Genomic DNA, 18,507 nt, shown 5'->3' on the forward strand with positions numbered 1-18,507 from the left:
TCGCAGCTGGTTTTAAATATTCTCCCCCCCGGACGGGGGGGTTTTTCACCCGTGCGTATACCCCGGGCGGGGCGTGCGCCGCGGCGCCCGCCCCGCAGTCGAGGGTCAGGACTCGAACGCGAGATCCATGAAGTCCGCGACGTTGTCCTTGGTGACCACGGGCGCATCCAGCACGACCCGGTATGGCACGCTCGGGGTGATCAGGTCGCTCATCGTCTTGTCCTGAGCGATCAGTCGCGCTAGGGCGATGCCATCGGCGGCCTGCGTGGACGGGTAGATGACGGTCGCCTTGATGACGCTGTCGTCGGCCTCGATGCGGTCCATCATGTTGATGCTGCCGGCGCCGCCGACGAGGAAGAACTCGTCGCGACCCGCTGCTTCGATCGCGGCCAGCACGCCGACGCCCTGGTCGTCGTCGTGGTTCCAGATCGCGTCGATCTCGGGGTTCGCCGAGAGCAGCTGGGATGCTGCGGTCTCGCCACCGGCGACGGTGAAGTCCGCCGCGACACGCGGGCCGACCTCGAGGCCGCAGGCGTCGAGTGCATCCGCGAAGCCCTCCGAACGATCCTGCGTCAGCGGCAGCGAGTCGATGCCGGCGATCTCGCCGACGATCGCATCGCTCTGGCCGTCGAGCTGCTCGCAGATGTAGGTGCCGGCGCTGACGCCCATGCCGTAGTTGTCGCCGAGGACCGTCGCGCGAGACGCGAACGTGCTCGAGAACTCACGGTCGACGTTGATGACGGGGATGCCGGCATCCATCGCCTTCTGAGCGACCTGGGTGAGAGCTGCGCCATCGGTCGGCAGGAGCACGATGGCATCCACGTCCTCGTTGATGAACTGCTCGACCGCGGCGATCTGCTGGTTGGCGTCGTTGGTGCCCTCCGCCTGACGCAGCTCGACGTCGTCGAAGCCCTCTGCGGCGTTGATGGCGCCGGTGTTGATCGCGCCGAGCCAGCCGTGGTCGGCCTCGGGACCCGACCAGCCGATGACGACGGTGTCGCCCGACGCCGTGTTCTCTTCGCTGGTGGTGCCCTGGTTGCCGGAGTCTCCTTCGGACTCGGTGCCGTCGCTGGTGCAACCGGCCAGCAGGGTGACGGCGAACAGTGCTGCCGCTCCTGCGATCAGCGGGCGGAACCCGCGGGTGCGCATGCCGTGCATGTCTTTCCTCCTTGAAATGTGATGCAGATGGGTGCGATGCGGGCCATTGCGATCGGGATCGGAGTCGGTGGCGCACCAGCACTGTCAGCCTCAAGCTAACAGAAGGCGTCACAGATTAGCCAGCTTTCGTCGACAAATAATCAAAAGTCACGAAAGGAGCACATCTCCCTTGATCGTGCGGGAGTCGAAGGATGCCAGGCGGGTCGTGCTCGCTGTCGAGGCGGAGCTGTTACCTCTCGCATTCGCGAATTCGGCATGTTATGTTCACTCCTGTGATCAAAGATGACCAGGCCTCGTCATTACTCGAGATGCGCGGGGTGGAGAAGACCTTCGGCGCCGTCCGTGCGCTGCGCGGCGTGGATCTGGAAGTCCACCCGGGGGAGGTCCACTGCCTGCTCGGTCAGAACGGTGCGGGAAAGTCCACGCTCATCAAGACTCTCGCCGGTGTGCATCAGCCCGATTCGGGCGAGATCCGCTGGAACGGTGAGGTCGTGACGATCGGCGACCCGCAGGCGGCCATCGACCTCGGCATCGCCACGATGTACCAGGAGCTCGACGTCGTCGACGATCTGACCGTTGCCGAGAACATCTTTCTCGGTCACGAGCTCTCCAGGGCGGGGTTCAGTCGTCGCAGTGAGACGACCGCTCAGACGCGAGCTCTGCTGAAGCGGCTCGGTCACGAGTCGATGTCACCGCACACCGAGGTCAGTACGCTCAGCGCCGCCGAGAAGCAGATCGTGAGCATGGCCAGGGCGCTCTCGCACGACATCAAGTTGATCGTGATGGATGAGCCCTCTGCGGTGCTGGATTCTGAAGAGGTGCGCAATCTCTTCCATATCGTGAAGGAGCTCACCGCCCAGGGGATCGCAGTGATCTACATCACTCACCGGCTGGAGGAGATCCGCACGATCGGCGACCGGATCACCGTCCTCAAGGACGGCGCGAGCACGGCCAGCAACCTCCTTGTCGCCGAGACCCCCACGCAGACGCTTATCAAGCACATGACGGGCCGGATCGTCGAGAACGTCTTCCCGGCTCCTGTGCCGATCCCCGCAGATGCCCCCGTGCTTCTCGAGGTCGACGACCTCAGCCTGGAGGGCGTCTTCGAGAACGTCTCGTTCACGGTGCGGGCCGGCGAGATCATCGGGCTCGCCGGGCTCGTCGGATCAGGGCGCTCCGAGATCGTCGAGACCATCTACGGAGCGCGCCCCGCGACCTCGGGAAGAGTGAGCGTGGAGGGCAAGCCGCTGCCGCGCGGATCAGTGCCGGCCGCCGTCCGTGCGGGGCTCGGGCTCAGCCCGGAGGAGCGCAAGTCGCAGGGGCTCGTCCTCGGCGAGCCGATCTTCCGCAACATCACCCTCTCGTCGTTCAGCCGCGAGGCGAAGGCCGGCTGGCTCGACGAACGGGCCGAGCGCAGGATCGCCCGCGACCAGATCGCGGCGATGGAGCTGCGACCTGCCGATCCCGAGTTGCCGGCCGGTACTCTCTCCGGCGGCAATCAGCAGAAGATCCTGCTCTCGCGCTGGCTCGTGCACGGCAGTCGCATCCTGTTGCTGGACGAGCCCACCCGAGGCGTCGATGTCGGCGCCCGCGCAGAGATCTACGCACTGATCCGCAATCTGGCCGCGGACGGCCATGCGATCGTCATCATCTCGAGCGAGATCGAGGAAGTCCTCGGTCTCGCCGACACCGTGCTCGTCGTCGGCGACGGGCGCGTGCTTACCTCTCTTCCCGCCTCCGAGATCGATGAGCCAGGTGTTCTCGACCTCGTCATGAAAGGAACCGCCGCGTGAGCGAGCAGACCCAGACCACCGCCCCCGAGCAGAGGGCGTCGTCGCCGCTGAAGTCGCTGTTCTCCGGTGCCGCAGCACGCAACCTCGGCCTCGTGCTCGCGCTGCTGGCGATCCTCGCCGTCGGCATGATCACCGCCTTCGACAACTTCTTCAACTTCGGCAATGCGCTGGTGATCCTGCGACAGGCGTCGATCATCGGCGTGATCAGCATCGGGATGACCTTCGTCATCATCTCCGGCGGCATCGACCTGTCCGTCGGCGCAGTGCTGGCACTGGCATCCGTCGTCGGTTCCCTCACCGCCATTCAGGACATCGCCAAATCGTCGCACTGGATCGTCACGGTCGTCGTCGCGCTGCTTGTCGGCGTCGGCGCGGGGCTCATCAACGGGGTGATCATCGCCTACGGCAAGGTCGCGGCATTCATGGCGACCCTCGCCATGATGGTTGGGGCCCGAGGGCTTGCTGAAGTGCTGGCCAACAACCGCACGCTCGTCGTCTCGGACCGGGACTTCCTCAAGGCGATGAATGTCGACCTTCTCGGTGTCGACATTCTCATCTGGATCTTCGCAGCCGTCGCCGTCGCAGGCTGGCTGCTGCTGAACCGTACGACCTTCGGTCGTCGCACGGTCGCGATCGGAGGCAACCGCGAGGCCGCGCGCCTGGCCGGCATCAAAGTGAAGCAGCACATCATGTGGCTGTACGCGCTCTGCGGCCTGACCGCTGGCATCGCCGCGGTGATGATTCTCGGGCGCACCAACGCGGGAACCTCGACGCACGGCAACCTCTACGAGCTGGATGCGATCGCCGCGGTGGTCGTGGGCGGAACCCTGCTGATCGGCGGGCGGGGAACCATCACCGGAACCGTGTTCGGCGTGCTCATCTTCGCGACGCTGAACAACGTCTTCGTGCAGAACAACATGTCGTCGTCGCTGCAGGCGATCGCGAAGGGCGCGATCATCGTCATCGCCGTGCTGCTGCAGCAGCGGTTCGCGGTCGGACGCGCCAAGCAGGGCCGCCTGCGCCCGGCGGGGCGGCAGGCGCCTCCCGCGTAGACTTCGATTCGACGCAGAAGTGCTGAATCGATCGCCTCTAGTGCGTCGATGAAGTGCGGGCCTGGCCAAGCGGGTCGTTCACGAGAAGTGCAGGGTGGGAATGGCAAGTAATCTCAGTGCGGTCGGCGTCGGCCAGCTCTTCCAGCTGCTGCGGGACGGCGCACCCCGCACGCGTGCGGAGCTGGCGAAGTCATCCGGCCTTGCCCGATCGACCGTGGCGGCGCGCGTGGACGAGCTCATGCGCATGGGGCTGGTCGCCCCCGTCGCCGATGCCGCCTCGACAGGCGGACGCCCACCGTCGCAGTTCGCGCTGAACCCGGCTGCGAAGGTGGTCGTGGCCGCCGACATCGGCGCCTCGCACACCACGGTCGCAGTCACCGATCTCGCCGGCACCATCCTCGCCGAGCGCACCGCCAGCATGGCGGTGTCGCTGGGGCCTGAGCCGGTGCTGACCTGGATGGTCGACACCGTGAACGAGCTGATCATCCAGGCTGGGCTCGATCATGATCAGGTCGCGGCGATCGGCGTCGGCGTGCCGGGGCCTGTGGAGTACTCGACCGGACGACCGGCGAAGCCGCCGATCATGCCAGGCTGGGACGGCTTCGACGTTCCGGGCTGGGTGCAGCAGCACCTGCAGGTGCCCGTGCTCGTCGACAACGACGTCAACATCTCCGCTTTGGGCGAGCGCGCCGTCGCCTGGCCGACGACCGATCACCTCATCTTCGTGAAGGTCGCCACCGGCATCGGAGCAGGCATCATCTCGGATGGCAGGCTGCTGCGCGGGGCGCAGGGGATCGCGGGCGACTTCGGGCACGTGCGCGTTGCGCGCGCCGCCGATGTGCCCTGCCACTGCGGCAATACCGGATGCCTGGAGGCGCTGGCCTCCGGACCAGCCATCGCCCGGTCCCTCGCCGCGCGCGGCATCGAGGCGAAGGACGGCAACGACGTCGTCGAACTGGTCAAGGGCGGGAGCCTGGAAGCGATCCAGGCGGTACGGCAGGCCGGCCGCGACCTGGGAGAGGTGCTCACGGCATCCGTGAGTCTGCTGAACCCGTCGGTGATCTCGATCGGCGGGGCCATGGCGCGCGTGGGCGAGCACCTCATCGCCGGTGTGCGAGAGGTCGTCTACACGCGGTCGATGCCGCTGGCCACCGAGCATCTCGCGATCGTGCAGTCCGTCACCGCCGGGGAGGCCGCAGTGCGAGGTGCGAGCATGCTCGCCGTGGAGTACGCGCTGAGCCCGGAGGTCCTTCCGCAGAGCTTCGGGCTCACGGGCTGAACCCGCGCGCTACTCCGCGACGCCGGCGGCGATGTCGCGGCGGAAGTGCGCGCCGTCCAGGCTGATCCGGCCGATCGCGTCATACGCCTGTGCGCGGGCGGTCGCGAAGTCCGCGCCGACCGAGACGACGTTGAGCACCCGGCCGCCGGTTGCCACCGGGTCTCCGCCGGGAGCATCCGGACCCGCCGTCGCCGCGTGGACGATCCGTACGCCCTCGACGCTCGCGGCATCCGCGAGTCCGCCGATCTGACGGCCGGTCTGCGGCGCCTCAGGGTATCCCTCGCTGGCGAGCACGACGGTGAGGGCGACGTCGTCCGCGAACTCCGGCTGGGGCTCGTCCTCGAGATGACCCGAAGCGGCGGCCAGCAGCAGTTCTGAGAGCGGGGTGCGCAGCCGCGGCAGCACGACCTGGGTCTCGGGGTCGCCGAAGCGCGCGTTGAACTCGATGACCTTCACGCCGGCGTCGGTGAGGATGAGCCCGGCGTACAGCAGGCCGATGAACGGGGTGCCCTCGGCATCCATCTGACGGATCACCGGGAGTGCGACCTGCTCGGTCACGAGCTCGACGAACTCCTGCTCGCTGCCGAAGCGCTCGGCCAGCCAGGGCAGCGGCGAGTACGCGCCCATGCCGCCGGTGTTGGGGCCGGCATCTCCGTCGAAAGCGCGCTTGAAGTCCTGCGCGGGGCTGAGCGCGCGCACGGTGTCGCCGTCGGAGAGGAAGAACAGCGAGACCTCGGGGCCGGAGAGGAACTCCTCGACGAGCACCGGGCCCGACGGAAGATAGTGCACGGCGTGAGCGAGCGCCTCTGCTCGGTCGGAGGTGACGATGACGCCCTTGCCCGCCGCCAGGCCGTCGGCCTTGACGACGTACGGGGCGCCCAGGTCATCGAACGCGGCCTCGACCTCGGACTCGGATGCCGCGCGCACAGCGCGTCCGGTCGGCACGGACGCCGCATCCATCACCCGCTTCGCGAAGGCCTTCGACCCCTCCAACTGGGCGGCGGCCCTGCCCGGACCGAACACGGGGATGCCGCGCTCGCGCAGCTCATCGGCGACGCCGGCGACGAGCGGTGCCTCGGGGCCGATCACGACGAGGTCGATGGAATTCTCGTTCGCGAAGGCGGCGACCGCACCGCCGTCGAGCTGATCGACGGTCGCGAGCGTCGCATCTTCTGCGATGCCGGCGTTGCCGGGGGAGGCGAACAACTCGTGCTCGGCCTCTTCGGCCGCAAGGGCAAGGATGATCGCGTGCTCACGGGCACCGGAACCGAGGACGAGGATCTTCACCCCTCCAGACTACCGAGCCCTCCGCGCGAGGTCAGACCGTCACTGGCCGCTCATCGGTCCGGTCCCACGGCACGGTCCACCCGCACGCGTCGAACAATCGGTCCAGCACCATCGCGGTGAAGCCCCACACGATCGTGCCGTCGACGTCGAACGCCGGACCCTTGAATGTGTCTCGCCCGCGCGTGATGGTCGACGTGTAGCGCGTCGCGGGGTCCAGCAGCTGCGCCACCGGAACCCGGAAGACCTCGACGGTCTCGGCATGATCGACGGCTGCGACCTTGGACGGCTTCGTCCACCACCCGAGCACTGGTGCGACCAGATGGTTGCTGGCGGCCAGCGGCAGATCCGGCAGCGTGGCGAGGATCTCGACCCCGCTCGGGTCCAGCCCGGTCTCTTCTTCGGCCTCGCGCAGGGCCGTGTCGACGAAGTCGCGATCCTCTGGATCGCGCCCGCCGCCGGGGAAGGACACCTGCCCGGGGTGCGAGGAGAGTGTCGAGGCGCGGCGCTGCAGCAGCACGTCGAGATCCTTCGCGACGACCGCATCGATCGTGGGTGCCGGGATGCTGTCGAGCACACCGAACAGGATCAATACTGCCGACCGCCTGGCCGGAACAGTGCCGTCCAGCTGCGGCAGCACCGTGGGATCCCAATCGCCCGACCGTACCGCCCGCAGCAGCTGGGCGCGGGCGCCCTGCGCATGCTGGCTCTCGCTCACCCCTCGAGCCTACGCCGCTGCTGGGAGTGCGTCGTAGGCTGAGCAGATGGCTCGCAAGATCGACACTGCGGACGGACGTGGGGCGCTGGATGCCATCCGCACCGCGATCTCGACAGGCGAGAAGCCCGCACGGGCCTCGCTCGCGACGGCGGTGCGGTACCTGCTGCAGCTGCTCGATGAGAAGGCGCCCGGGAACAGCGTCGAGGTACGCGTACCGCCCTTCGGCGCGGTGCAGGTCGTGCAGGGCCCGCGCCATACCCGCGGCACGCCGCCGAACGTGATCGAGATGGATGCTGCGACCTGGATCGCCCTTGCCACCGGCGAGGAGGAATGGGCGGATGCCGTCGCCGCCGGCCGCGTGCAGGCATCCGGCACGCGCGCCGACCTGGAGGGCCTGCTGCCGCTACGCCCCTGACTCGGGCGCGAGTCGGGCGTACACCACGAAGTTGTCCGGGGCGGTGCCGGCGGTCCCGTCGTAATAGCAGGTGACGATCACGAGCCGCCCGGGTGAGGGCGTCCAAAGGTTTTCGATGTCGGCGAGCTCGGTCTTGGGATGACGTTCCAGGGCCTGAATCAGGTACACCACCGTGCCGTTCTCGGTGTCGACGAGGATCTCGTCGCCGATCTCCAGGGCGCTGCGCGTATCGGCCCGATCGATCAGCGGATCGAACACCGCGGTGCCGGCGGCGGAGCTGTGGCCCGACAGGTACACCGTGCCATCGGCATCCGATCCCGGCATCCCGTACTCGCTCAGCCAGTACGCACGATCGAATGTCGGCGGGTTTATGACCGTGGAGCCCTCGAGCGAGAGCGAATCGACATCGGCCTCGAACTGGATCACCGGGATGCGCACCGTGTGGGGTTCGCCGGCAGGAACAGGCGTGGCCTGTTCCGCCAAGCTCGCGGTGACCACCCGCTCGGGTACAGGATGCGCCGGAGGCGTCGCCGCCATCGTCTGCCAGATGCCGCCGCCGATCAGCCCGATGCCGCCGAGCACCAGGATCGTGGTGAAGATCAGCCACACCAGGGGGACACGGCGCCGACGTCCCGCCGTCGCTTGCGTCATGACACCGCTCCCGGTCGACGTTTCGCGCTCAGCAGTACCAGTGCGGCGGCGGCGAGGATGAGGAGTCCGGCACCGAGAAGCATCAGCTGCTCGACGGGGCTGAGCGATAAGCCAGGAGTGCTGATCGATGCGACCGTGATCTCGTCCTCCTCCGTGTTCGACACCGGTGCCTCCTGGGCTGCGGCGGCGCCGGCCGCGATGACGATCTCGACCCAGCCGGCGAACTCCCCCTCGGCATCGGTGAACGCGAAGGCGTACGTTCCGCCCTGCAGGCGTGCGATGTCGATCAGCAGCTCGCCGTCGTCGTTCACGCGGATCCAGTCGATCGGCGTCTTCGACGGGTACACATGCAGAAAGAACCATTCACCGGGTTCGGCATCCGGAATGACCACGTGCGCGATGCCGGATTCGATTCTGGCCGTGATGCTGCCGCGGTTCGCCGCGGTCAACGATTCCGCCGATGCGAACGGCGGATCCGGAACGGTGTTCGGCTTCGGTGCGATCTGCGTGGCCGGCGCGCGACTGGCCGGATCCTGCGCCGCCGGCGCCGGGGCGAGCGCCGGTGCGGGGGTGGGCTCGGCCGGTGACGGGCGCGGCGTGGCAGAGCCGCCACCACCGGGCTTGCCCGGTTCGATCACCGGGGGCTCGGGAACGATGATCTCCGGAGCGGGCGCCTGAGCGTGCTCGGGGGCGGTCCAAGTCACCGCATTCATGAACACCTGGGTGCTTGCCAGCGACCAGGTGCGCACGTCCACCGCGGGCGAGGACCCGTGCAGCGCGAGCAGGACGTGACGGCTGCCTGCCCGCTGGACCACCGCGATCCCCGATCCCACGGCTGTTGTCACGTCGGCGTCCTCGGCGGTTCCGGATGCCGCGACCGTCACCGTCTCGGCGAGCACCTGCACGCCTTCGCCAGTGAGATCTTCGAACCAGGCGTAGTACTTCGGGCCGCCCGCGACGGTGTTCTGACCGATCACGTCACCCGTGGCGAAAGCCTCTGAACTGAGCTCCCCGCCGGCGAAGATCTCGTGGTCGGCGAGCACGCGATATCCGGTGGAGAGGAGTGAGCGGTCGTTCGCGCCGGATCGTACGGCCGGATTCCCGGTGGCGCGCTGCAGCTGTGCGATGCCGCTGTCGGCTGTTGAGCCCTGATCCAGCCAGACCATGCCGACGCCTCCGGCATCGGCGCGATCGATCGCATCGCGCAACTGCTCGTCCGACATGCTGGGCGGAGCATCCCACACCAGCACGTCGTAGTCAGACACCTCGAGGTCATCCGGAAGCGAGGGTGCGCTGGTCGCGGCGTAGCCGTTCTGATTGAGCAGCTCCGCTGTGCGGGCGCCGTTGTCTCCGAGGACGAGCACCTGCTGGAGCTCGGCGAGGCGGTAGTTCACCGTCGTCTGCAGCGCTGCGCGCACCTCGGCATCCGCCGAGACCGCATCGGCGTATCCGGGGGCCGACACCCGAATCCGGTACGAGCCGACCGGCAGATCGGCGATCCGGTAGCCGCCGTCCGCGCCCGTCGTCGCGGTGAGCTCCTGGCCGACGACCTGCACGGATGCTCCGACGATGGGTGTGCCCTCGAGCGCATCGACCACGATGCCGCCAATGGACCCGACCGTGATCGGCGTCATGGCCAGATCGATGCGCACGAAACCGCTCTCGTCGATCGTGATCGGTGCGCTGACGAGGGCCGCATATCCGAAGCGCTCTGCCGTGAACGTGTACGTCCCGGGGGCGAGACGGGCCGTGAAGCGGCCCTGTTCGTCCGTGGTCCAGGTCTCGCCGCGGTCGTCGAAGCTGATCGTCGCGCCGGGGACGGCGGCGCCCGTCGCGGCATCGGTCACCGTGCCGTTCACGCCGGATTGGCCGAGTACGGCGGCGATCGCGGCGTGCACGTCGATGCGTCCGTGTCCGTATCCGGTGTCCGGTGCACTCGCGCCGTCCGGATGCCACGCGGTGCTCTCCAGCGCCTCGGCGATCTGATCAACCGAGAGACCGCCCTGCGCGGAGCGGATCAGTGCGACGGCGCCGGCCACGTGCGGCGTTGCCATCGAGGTCCCGGTGGATTCGCCCCAACGGCCGTTCGGCATGGCGGAGAAGACTGCGGTGCCGGGGGCGGAGGCATCCGGCTTGACGAAGTTCTGCGGCCAGTCGTACTTGTCGCCGATCTGCGCAGGCCACTCGGTGACGCCGCCGCACGAGCCGGGGTCGACCTCGTCGGCGGCGTTCGTCATGCCCACCCCGAAGGCCTCGTAGATGTCTCCGGGTCCGGAGGTGCCTGTCGGGCCGCACGGTGCGTTGCCGATCGCGATCGCCGGGAAGATGCCGGCCTGACGGAGATTGCGCACGAGCGGGATGAAGATCTCGCTGTAGCCGGATGAGCCCAATGACATGTTCACCACATCGGCCGCGCGCCCGGCCGGGTTGCCGTACGCGTCGAAGGGCTGCATCGCCCACTGCATCCCGGCGAGGATCTTCGCGATGCTGCCGCCGCCGCTGCCGCTGAGGACGTTGGCGGCCATGAGCTCTGCGTCGGGCGCGACCCCGATTCGAGTGCCGGAGGCGCTCCCGCCGAGCACGGTCCCCGCGACGTGCGTGCCGTGCGATCCGGGGTCGGATGGACGACTGGCGATCGGCGAGCCGGTGCGATCGAAGCTGATCCATCCGCCCGGAAAAGTCGGATCGCCCAGCCCTGCGCCCACGATGCGGCCGGAGAGATCAGGATGGCTCGCATCGATGCCGGTGTCGAGCACCGCGACGCGCACACCCTGACCGCGTGCGGCGAAGTCGATCCAGCTCTGCGGTGCGCCGATCTTCTCGAGTCCGTACGTCACCGGCGTCCCGGTCTCATCGAGCGCCGCTGTCGCCACCGAAGGCGTCGACAGGGGGACGGGCTCCTCTGACGTGAGGGGTTCGACTTCGAAGTTCGGTACGACCTGAGTCGCACCGGGAAGCGCGGCGAGCGCATCGAGAACGTCCAGCGACGGTTCGGCCGAGACGAGGATGCTGCGGGTGATCCAGAACTCGTTGAGGATGTCGACGCGACCGTCCTCCTGCATTTCGGCGAGCCCCTGCTGGGCGGCATCCCAGGAGATGCGGGCGCTGTCCTGCAGGGCGGATGCTGCGCGTTCCGGGTCGCCCTGTGCGATGGGATCGACCCCGTCGTCCTCGAAGAGGACCAGGATCTCGATCGCCTCATCGGATGAGGCGATCGCGTCGCTCGCGTCGGCGTCAGTGCCCGCTCCGGACCCATCGGGTGCGGATGCGCCGAGGACGGCCGCCTGCAACTGAGGGGCGATCTCGGCGTCTCGCGCGGGCTGGTTCGCGGGGCCGGTGAGAGGAATCCCGTTGGCTGCGGGGGCGCCGAGGGTGAGTGCGAGAGCTATCGCTGCGGTGCTGCCGAGCAGAGCGCGCAGCGCGCGGTGTCGTCGTGAGGGCACGGGGATCCGTCGTCTTCCGTCGCTTGTCGAATGCCATCGCCGGGCATACCTAATGGCGATGAACTTAAGTAAGCCTAACCTAAGCAGTTAGCTGTGAATTAGGTTAGGCTACCCTGCGTGCGACCATCCACCCCCTCTTCACGTCCTCGCCGACGCACTGTGATCCCGGCCGTTGCGGCGCTTCTGGCATTCGTGCTGCCTGCGCTTTCCGGATGCTCGCTCATCCTCGGCGACGACCCCGATATCGCCGCGCTGTCGGACGCATCGGAGCAGAGCCCCAGATTCTTCGAAGGGCCCGAGACGGCGCTGCTCGCGTCGAACGACATCACTCCGATCACCACCGACCCCCAGTCGGAGCTGCCGGTGTCCTTCACTGGACTGGACGATGTCACCGTCGAGGTCGTCGACACGAGCCGCATCCTCGCGCTGGACGGCACGGGAAGCCTCGCCTCCGTCGTGTTCGGCCTCGGTTTCGGTGACTCCGTGGTCGGGCGCGACCTCACCACCGGCTTCGAGTCCGCGAAGGATCTGCCGCTGGTGATGAACAACCACACGCTCAACGCCGAGTCGATCCTCGAGCTGAACCCGACCGTCATCCTCACCGACTACAGCGTCGGTCCCTACGACGTGCAGATGCAGATGCGCAACGCCGGGATCCCGGTGATCTTCTTCGAGCCGGCCTCCGACATGGACTCGATCGGCCGACTGATCGGCGATGTCGCCACCGCGCTGGGCGCACCGGAACTCGGCAAGGAGTACGTCGCCGATTTCGAGAAGCGCCTGGAGGACACCCTGGCGCGGATCCAGCAGGTCGCACCGACAGAGACCGCCGACCGTGTGCGCATGGTCTTCCTGTACATGCGCGGCCGCGCCGGGGTCTACTACATGTACGGCAACGATCCGGATGGAAGTCCCGGTATCGCCGGTGTCCTCATCGACGCGCTCGGAGGCGTCGATGTCGCCGGCGAGGAGAACTGGGTCAGCGGATCGCTCACCGCCGAAGGACTGATGCGGCTCGAACCCGACCTGATGCTCATGCTGACCCTGGGCCTGGAGTCGGTGGGCGGCGTCGACGGACTGCTCGATGTCCCCGGCGTCGCGCAGACGCCCGCCGGGGAGCGTGAACGCGTCGTCGACATGAGCGACTACGAGATGTTCACCTGGGGGCCGCGCACCCCTGACGTGCTCACGGCGCTCGCCGAGTCGATCTATCACGTCGATCTCGCGGAGGTCGAGCTCCCATGACCGCTCCCATACAGGCGCCCGCGACCTCGGACGCACCCCGGCTGCCGCAGGAACCGCTCGTGCTACCCAGGGTGCTGGACTACGAGGCGGATCCCTCGCAGCTGCCGGTTCCCAATCGGCGCAGAGTCATCGTGCTGTTCAGCGCGCTCGGCGTCGGGCTGGTCGCGGCCGTGCTCTTCTCGGCCGCGCTGGGGCAGATGCAGATTCCCATCGTCGAGGTGATCGGCTCGCTCTGCCGCAAGGCGGGGCTCTCGTGCGGAGCTGAGGCGACGCACATGAATGCGGATGCCGCGCTGTGGGAGGTGCGTTTCCCCCGCATCGCGCTCGCAGTGATGGTGGGCGCGGCTCTGTCGGCCGCCGGAGCGATCATGCAGGGCGTGTTCGGCAACCCGCTGGCCGACCCCAGCGTCATCGGCGTCTCGTCCGGAGCCGCCGTGGGCGCGAGCCTGATGATCGTCACGGGGCTCGCGGCGGGCAGCACTTTCGCCATCCCCGCCGGGGCATTCGTCACCGGCATCTTCACCGCCCTGGTGGTGTACTCGATCTCGCGGTCTCGCGGTCGTACCGAGGTGATCACCCTGATCCTCACCGGTATCGCGGTCAATGCGTTCGCGGGCGCCGCACTGGCGCTGATGACGTTCGCCGCCACGACGGACCAGCGCGAGCAGATCGTGTTCTGGCAGATGGGGTCGCTCGCCGGGGCGCTGTGGGATTCGGTCGCCACGGTGCTGCCGCTCGTGATCATCGGCCTCATCCTCGCGATCCTCGTCGCCGGGAAGCTCGACCTGCTGAGCCTCGGCGATGATGCGGCCAGACACCTCGGCGTCAACATCGAACGGCTGCGCATCTGGACGATCGTCATCGTGTCCGTGCTCACGGCGGCCGCGGTCGCCTTCGCGGGGATCATCGGGTTCGTCGGTCTCGTGATTCCGCACCTCATCCGGATGCTCGTCGGGCCGGGCCATCGCGTGCTGGTGCCCGCGAGCGCGCTGGGCGGTGCGCTGCTGCTCGTGCTCGCCGACACTTTCGCGCGCACCGCGGTGCCCTACGCAGAACTGCCGCTGGGCATGCTGACCGCGCTGATCGGCGGCCCGTTCTTCTTCTTCCTGCTCAAGAACAACAAGACCAGGACCGGGGGGTGGATGTGATGCGTCTCGCCCTCACGCGTCCGCCGACGCGCCCGCGCCCCGCGCAGAGCGGTGAGATCGTTCTGGAGGTCGCGGACGTCTCCGTCTCCCTGGGCGGCAACGACATCGTCACCGGCATCTCGTTCGAGGTGCGTGCCGGTGAGGTCCTCGCGATCATCGGACCCAACGGCGCCGGCAAGACCACGCTGCTCGCTGCGCTGTCAGCGGACTATCGCTACGACGGCTCCATCCGTCTCGATGGCAGAGAGCTGACCGAGTGGACGTCGCGGGAGCTCGCGATCCGGCGCTCCGTGCTGCGGCAGCAGAACATGCTGAGCTTCCCGTTCCGCGTCGTCGACGTGGTCAAGATGGGCCGTGCGCCGTGGCGCGACATCGTGCCCGTGGAGGAGGACGACCGCATCGTGGCCGCCGAGCTGTCGCGCACCGATACGCTGCGCTTCGCTGAGCGCACCTTCACATCGCTCTCCGGTGGCGAACGCGCCAGAGTGGCCCTCGCACGCGCGATGGCGCAGCGCACCGGGGTGCTGCTGCTCGATGAGCCCAGCGCGGCCCTGGATGTGAACTATCAGGAGCAGGTGCTCGCCCTCGCGCGCGCCTATGCGGGAGCAGGTAACGCCGTGGTGGTCGTGCTGCACGATCTGGCCGCGGCTGCCGCCTACTCCGACCGGGTGCTGATGATCGACGACGGCACGATGCGCGCCTATGGCACACCCGCCGAGGTGATGCGCAGCGAACTGCTCAGCGAGGTCTACCGCCACCCCATCCGAGTGATCGAAGAGGACGACGGCTCGCTTCTGGTCGTGCCCCGCCGCTTCGCCGATGAGCGCCCCTCCAGCGCCGCCCCCTTCGAGGAGAAGAGAAGATGACGATCCTGTCGTATCCCGGCACCGCGCGGAGCGTCGCAGCCAGAGCCGTGCGGCGTGCACGTGCGGTGGCGATGGTGGTCGCGGTGATGCTTCTGGCGACGCTGATCCTGGGTGCCGGCACTGCTCCCGCGCACGCCGCCTCCCGCGTCGACGTGAGTGAGAATCCCCGCGCCGACGGGTCGACGACCGTGACGTTGCAGGGATCCGGATTCCAGTACCAGCCCAATGCGCCGGGCGGTGTGTACATCTTCTTCGGCGCCGTGTCCGATCCGGGTACGAATGCATGGGCTCCGAGTCAGGGCGGGCAGTCCGGCTCGACGTTCAGCTACGCCTCCACCTCCGGAACCCAGCTGCTTGCGGCCTTCGAAGGCGGATCCTCCGCCGAATCCGCCAACGCCGTCATCCGACCCGATGGCACGTGGACGGCGACCATGACGATCCCCGGGGCGCGCTTTGCGGCGTCTTTCGGAGACCCGCATTCCGGTGCAGCGCAGACGGGGAGTGAGATCGACTGCCTGCAGGTGATGTGCGGGATCATCACGATCGGTGCGCACGGTGCCTGGAACGCCAACAACGAGTCCTTCACCCCGGTGAGCTTCGTCACCGGCAGCGGCGAGGTCGTGCAGGGCTCCGCGGCGCCGAGCTTCGACGACGACGCCACGATCGTGGACGTCCCCGCGTCCGGGACCGAGGAGCAGACGGTGACGGACGAGCAGCCCGCCGACGATACGGCGGATGCCGTCGAGACGACGGTCGAGACTGCTGCCGCTCCGGTCGCAGAACCCGAGGATCAGACCATGACCTACGTGGTCTTCGCCGTGCTCGGCGTCGCTGTCCTCGCGCTCATCGCCGCCATCGTCTTCTTCTTCGTGCGGCGGGCCAAGGAACGCTCCGCCGCCATGGCATCCGTCGACTCCTCTGCGGCAGCAGAGACCTCCACCCCTACGGAAGGACAGGCATGACAACCGTCAGATCGACTCCCCGGAGCCGCCGCATCGGCGCCGTCGCGACCGTCGGGGCGCTGGCCGTCGGAATGCTGGGCTTCGGTCCAGCGGCATTCGGGTCGGTTCAGACGCCCGGCGCGGCGCTCGCCGCACCCGCGGACGCCGGCACCGAGGCATCCGCGTGGGAGGTCGTATCCGGAGACCTGACCTGGGGAGTGCGCCATTCCATCCGCAACTACCTGGAGAACTTCGGCCACACCGAGGGATGGGTCGCCGCCGCCGACGGTGCGACGTACACCAAGGGCGCCGCCGGCGCGGTGTTCCCCGTGGTCGCCGGAGGCACCGTCGACCCGTCCGCAGGGACGGCGTCGCTGAGCTTCCAGGGATCGCTGGAGATGTACGGCTTCGGTGAGGACTGGTTCTACTTCGAGAACGTGCGCATCGAGGTCGCCGACGGCACGGCGGACGTCATCGTCGACCTGCTCGAGAGCTACAACATCAAGGAGCCGGTCGATGACTTCACGATCGCGAGCTATGAACTCGATGCCGACGCGCTGAGCGTGGAGGACGGGACGCTGTCGCTGGTCACGGGGGAGGGGACCTTCAGCGAGGCGACCTGGAGGGATCACCTGCCGAACTACGGCGGTCCGACCTACGCGCCTCCCGGTGACTACACGGATCCGCTCACGATCAGTCTCGCACTCGCGCAGCCCGGCTCGGAGAATCCGGGCGGCGGCGATGAGGGCGACGGCGAAGGCGGCGGGGACGACGGCGAGGACGGTGGGAATGCCGACGGCGCGTACGGCGTGAGCGCGGGTGCCCCGCTCAGCGGCACCGCGGCGTACATCAGGGTCACGCCCGGATACGCCATCGCCGCCGACGGTTCGACCACGGTCACCGTGGAGGGCTTCCACTTCGACCCGGGGCCCGCGGCGGCGCCCGGCGCGGGGTCGGGAGGCATCTACGTCGGGCTGGGCACGATGAAGAACCCCGGCAGCGAGGACTGGCGGCGCAGCAAGGGAGGCTTCAGCGGTCCTGTCGACAGCGGCGATTTCACCTACGGCATCCCGCACTTCGTGGGCAACCAGAACTCGGCGGACGCGGATGTCGCGGACGGCGTGATGGATGCAGACGGGCACTGGAGCATCGAGATGACGATCCCGGGACATGACGTCCCGAGCTTCTTCGGCGATGTCATCGACTGCATCGAACGGCAGTGCGGTGTGTTCAGCTTCGGTGCGCACGGCGCGATCCGGCCGGCCAACGAGGCGTACACCCCGGTGTATCTGGTCGGTCAGGACGAGTCGGGGTGGCCGGACCGAGATGAGGACGACCCCACTACGGTGCCTCCGGTGACCCCGGAGCGACCGGCTTCCGTGCCTTCCGCGCTGCCGACAGCCTCCGAACTCGTCGACGGCGCGCGCGGCGGCGTCGAAGTCCAGTCGGTCACCGACGGTACCGCCACCGTCTTCGTCGGCGCGGCAGCGGTCAACACGTGGGTGGGCCTGTCCGTGCATTCCGACCCGCAGTTCATCGACTGGTTCCTGGTGCCGAGCGGCGGCCGGGTCACCGCGACGCTGCCGGCGAGCCTCGCCGAGGGCGACCACAAGCTCTCGGCGATCACCGCGGAGGAGGAGCTCATCGGCTGGGCTCCGTTCACCTGGGGCACAGCACCCGGTGTCGATGACGGGGACCAGGAGAAGAGCGAGCCCTATGGCAGCAGCACCGGCACCAACCCCTACACCGGCGCGACCTTGACGGTGACGCCCGCCTGGTCGCTGGCCGACAGCGGGCAGACCGTCGATCTGAAGGGCACCGGCTACGCGACCGATCGCGATGGAGACAACGAGGGCGGAGCATACGTGCTGTTCGGCTGGGTCAACCCGGAGTCGGGCGACGACTGGGGCCCCGGCCCCCACAGCGGCAAGAGTTCGATCGGCCGCAGCGGAATCGACTTCACCTACGCCGAGGACGGCGCGGTCGCCGGAACCTTCCAGAGCATGGTCAACTACCCCGGCAACTCGACCGGGCCCGGCCTGCCCTTCATGGACGCGGACGGCTCCTGGGAGATCAAGGGCTTCCCGATCGAGTCGTCGCGGTTCCAGACCCCGCACGGAACGCAGATCGACTGCTACGTGCAGCAGTGCGGCATCCTCACCATCGGCGCACACGGCAGGGCCAACGCCGGAGTAGAGGTCTTCACGCCGGTCTACTTCACCGACGAGCGCCCGCCCAACACCTCGCCCGTCGGCGGTGGCGGCGGCGGAGTCGTCGAGAACCCGAATGTGGCCGGGAGCGCCGCGGCGAACAGCGGCCTGTCCGCCGCCACGGGGCTCGATGCGCTGGCTGTCGCATCCGAAGGCCGCACCACGCTGATCGCCGGTGTGCTGCTGCTCAGCCTCGGCGTCTTCGCCGGAGCGCTGCTCTTCGTGCGCGCACGTCGCACCCCGAGCGCCCCCATCCGTTCCGTCGCCTGACGGGAAAGGCTTCCGTCGCCTGACGGGAAAGGCT

14 protein-coding genes are annotated in these 18,507 nt (G+C 68.3%); 9 read left to right on the forward strand and 5 right to left on the reverse strand.

From position 1 onward, the window contains the following. Positions 1 to 105: 105 nt before the first annotated feature. The gene (locus tag ACTICP_RS05395; RefSeq protein ID WP_441890270.1) at positions 106 to 1,158 is read right to left on the reverse strand and encodes a substrate-binding domain-containing protein; all 1,053 of its coding nucleotides are present in this window, start codon (positions 1,156 to 1,158) and stop codon (positions 106 to 108) included. 308 nt (positions 1,159 to 1,466) lie between these two features. Here ACTICP_RS05395 and ACTICP_RS05400 point away from each other — a divergent pair, with 308 nt between their 5' ends. From ACTICP_RS05400 to ACTICP_RS05410, 3 genes are all read left to right on the forward strand, one after another. After that, complete coding sequence (locus tag ACTICP_RS05400) at positions 1,467 to 2,951, forward strand: sugar ABC transporter ATP-binding protein (RefSeq protein ID WP_441890367.1); 1,485 nt, start codon at positions 1,467 to 1,469, stop codon at positions 2,949 to 2,951. Beyond that, complete coding sequence (locus ACTICP_RS05405; RefSeq protein ID WP_441890272.1) at positions 2,948 to 4,003, forward strand: ABC transporter permease; 1,056 nt, start codon at positions 2,948 to 2,950, stop codon at positions 4,001 to 4,003. The genes ACTICP_RS05400 and ACTICP_RS05405 overlap by 4 nt, the downstream gene beginning before the upstream one ends. Before the next feature lie 100 nt (positions 4,004 to 4,103). Further along, positions 4,104 to 5,282 (forward strand): ROK family transcriptional regulator, encoded by a 1,179-nt coding sequence (locus tag ACTICP_RS05410; RefSeq protein WP_441890274.1) that lies wholly within the window; start codon positions 4,104 to 4,106, stop codon positions 5,280 to 5,282. Between the two features lie 9 nt (positions 5,283 to 5,291). Here the strand turns inward: ACTICP_RS05410 and purD are convergent, their stop codons facing one another. Beyond that, entirely contained in the window at positions 5,292 to 6,569 is a 1,278-nt protein-coding gene (gene purD, locus ACTICP_RS05415; protein ID WP_441890276.1) for a phosphoribosylamine--glycine ligase, read from the reverse strand. 31 nt (positions 6,570 to 6,600) lie between these two features. Then, the gene (locus tag ACTICP_RS05420) at positions 6,601 to 7,284 is read right to left on the reverse strand and encodes an NUDIX hydrolase (RefSeq protein ID WP_441890278.1); all 684 of its coding nucleotides are present in this window, start codon (positions 7,282 to 7,284) and stop codon (positions 6,601 to 6,603) included. 46 nt (positions 7,285 to 7,330) lie between these two features. Between ACTICP_RS05420 and ACTICP_RS05425 the strand changes: the two genes are divergently transcribed. Next, positions 7,331 to 7,699: a sterol carrier family protein gene (locus ACTICP_RS05425; RefSeq protein ID WP_441890280.1), complete on the forward strand. Its 369-nt coding sequence runs from the start codon at positions 7,331 to 7,333 to the stop codon at positions 7,697 to 7,699. Here the strand turns inward: ACTICP_RS05425 and ACTICP_RS05430 are convergent. Together ACTICP_RS05430 and ACTICP_RS05435 are read right to left on the reverse strand one after the other, a co-directional pair. After that, entirely contained in the window at positions 7,688 to 8,350 is a 663-nt protein-coding gene (locus ACTICP_RS05430) for a class F sortase (protein ID WP_441890282.1), read from the reverse strand. The genes ACTICP_RS05425 and ACTICP_RS05430 overlap by 12 nt on opposite strands. Then, positions 8,347 to 11,793, reverse strand: a complete 3,447-nt coding sequence (locus tag ACTICP_RS05435) for a S8 family serine peptidase (RefSeq protein ID WP_441890283.1) — start codon at positions 11,791 to 11,793, stop codon at positions 8,347 to 8,349. Before ACTICP_RS05435 ends, ACTICP_RS05430 begins: the two co-directional genes overlap by 4 nt. 117 nt (positions 11,794 to 11,910) lie before the next feature. On the opposite strand from ACTICP_RS05435, the gene ACTICP_RS05440 reads away from it, so the two are divergent. From ACTICP_RS05440 to ACTICP_RS05460, 5 genes are read left to right on the forward strand one after another with little or no spacing between them, the layout of a single operon-like run. Continuing rightward, positions 11,911 to 13,038, forward strand: a complete 1,128-nt coding sequence (locus tag ACTICP_RS05440) for a heme/hemin ABC transporter substrate-binding protein (RefSeq protein WP_441890285.1) — start codon at positions 11,911 to 11,913, stop codon at positions 13,036 to 13,038. Further along, positions 13,035 to 14,186: a FecCD family ABC transporter permease gene (locus tag ACTICP_RS05445; protein ID WP_441890287.1), complete on the forward strand. Its 1,152-nt coding sequence runs from the start codon at positions 13,035 to 13,037 to the stop codon at positions 14,184 to 14,186. The genes ACTICP_RS05440 and ACTICP_RS05445 overlap by 4 nt, the downstream gene beginning before the upstream one ends. Further along, positions 14,186 to 15,052, forward strand: a complete 867-nt coding sequence (locus tag ACTICP_RS05450; protein ID WP_441890369.1) for a heme ABC transporter ATP-binding protein — start codon at positions 14,186 to 14,188, stop codon at positions 15,050 to 15,052. The genes ACTICP_RS05445 and ACTICP_RS05450 overlap by 1 nt, the downstream gene beginning before the upstream one ends. Then, complete coding sequence (locus ACTICP_RS05455) at positions 15,049 to 16,014, forward strand: hypothetical protein (protein WP_441890289.1); 966 nt, start codon at positions 15,049 to 15,051, stop codon at positions 16,012 to 16,014. The genes ACTICP_RS05450 and ACTICP_RS05455 overlap by 4 nt, the downstream gene beginning before the upstream one ends. Continuing rightward, positions 16,011 to 18,473, forward strand: coding sequence for an HtaA domain-containing protein (locus ACTICP_RS05460; protein ID WP_441890291.1), 2,463 nt, complete (start codon positions 16,011 to 16,013; stop codon positions 18,471 to 18,473). The genes ACTICP_RS05455 and ACTICP_RS05460 overlap by 4 nt, the downstream gene beginning before the upstream one ends. Positions 18,474 to 18,507 lie beyond the last annotated feature (34 nt).

Source organism: Microbacterium sp. (assembly GCF_052102115.1).
Taxonomy (GTDB): domain Bacteria; phylum Actinomycetota; class Actinomycetes; order Actinomycetales; family Microbacteriaceae; genus Microbacterium.

Bases quoted from the DNA above. Each gene is read 5' to 3' on its own strand.
- ACTICP_RS05395 (WP_441890270.1), bottom strand. From the start codon at position 1,158: ATGCACGGCATGCGCACCCGCGGGTTCCGCCCGCTGATCGCAGGAGCG.
- ACTICP_RS05400 (WP_441890367.1), top strand. From the start codon at position 1,467: ATGCGCGGGGTGGAGAAGACCTTCGGCGCCGTCCGTGCGCTGCGCGGC.
- ACTICP_RS05410 (WP_441890274.1), top strand. From the start codon at position 4,104: ATGGCAAGTAATCTCAGTGCGGTCGGCGTCGGCCAGCTCTTCCAGCTG.
- ACTICP_RS05425 (WP_441890280.1), top strand. From the start codon at position 7,331: ATGGCTCGCAAGATCGACACTGCGGACGGACGTGGGGCGCTGGATGCC.
- ACTICP_RS05430 (WP_441890282.1), bottom strand. From the start codon at position 8,350: ATGACGCAAGCGACGGCGGGACGTCGGCGCCGTGTCCCCCTGGTGTGG.
- ACTICP_RS05445 (WP_441890287.1), top strand. From the start codon at position 13,035: ATGACCGCTCCCATACAGGCGCCCGCGACCTCGGACGCACCCCGGCTG.
- ACTICP_RS05450 (WP_441890369.1), top strand. From the start codon at position 14,186: ATGCGTCTCGCCCTCACGCGTCCGCCGACGCGCCCGCGCCCCGCGCAG.
- ACTICP_RS05455 (WP_441890289.1), top strand. From the start codon at position 15,049: ATGACGATCCTGTCGTATCCCGGCACCGCGCGGAGCGTCGCAGCCAGA.
- ACTICP_RS05460 (WP_441890291.1), top strand. From the start codon at position 16,011: ATGACAACCGTCAGATCGACTCCCCGGAGCCGCCGCATCGGCGCCGTC.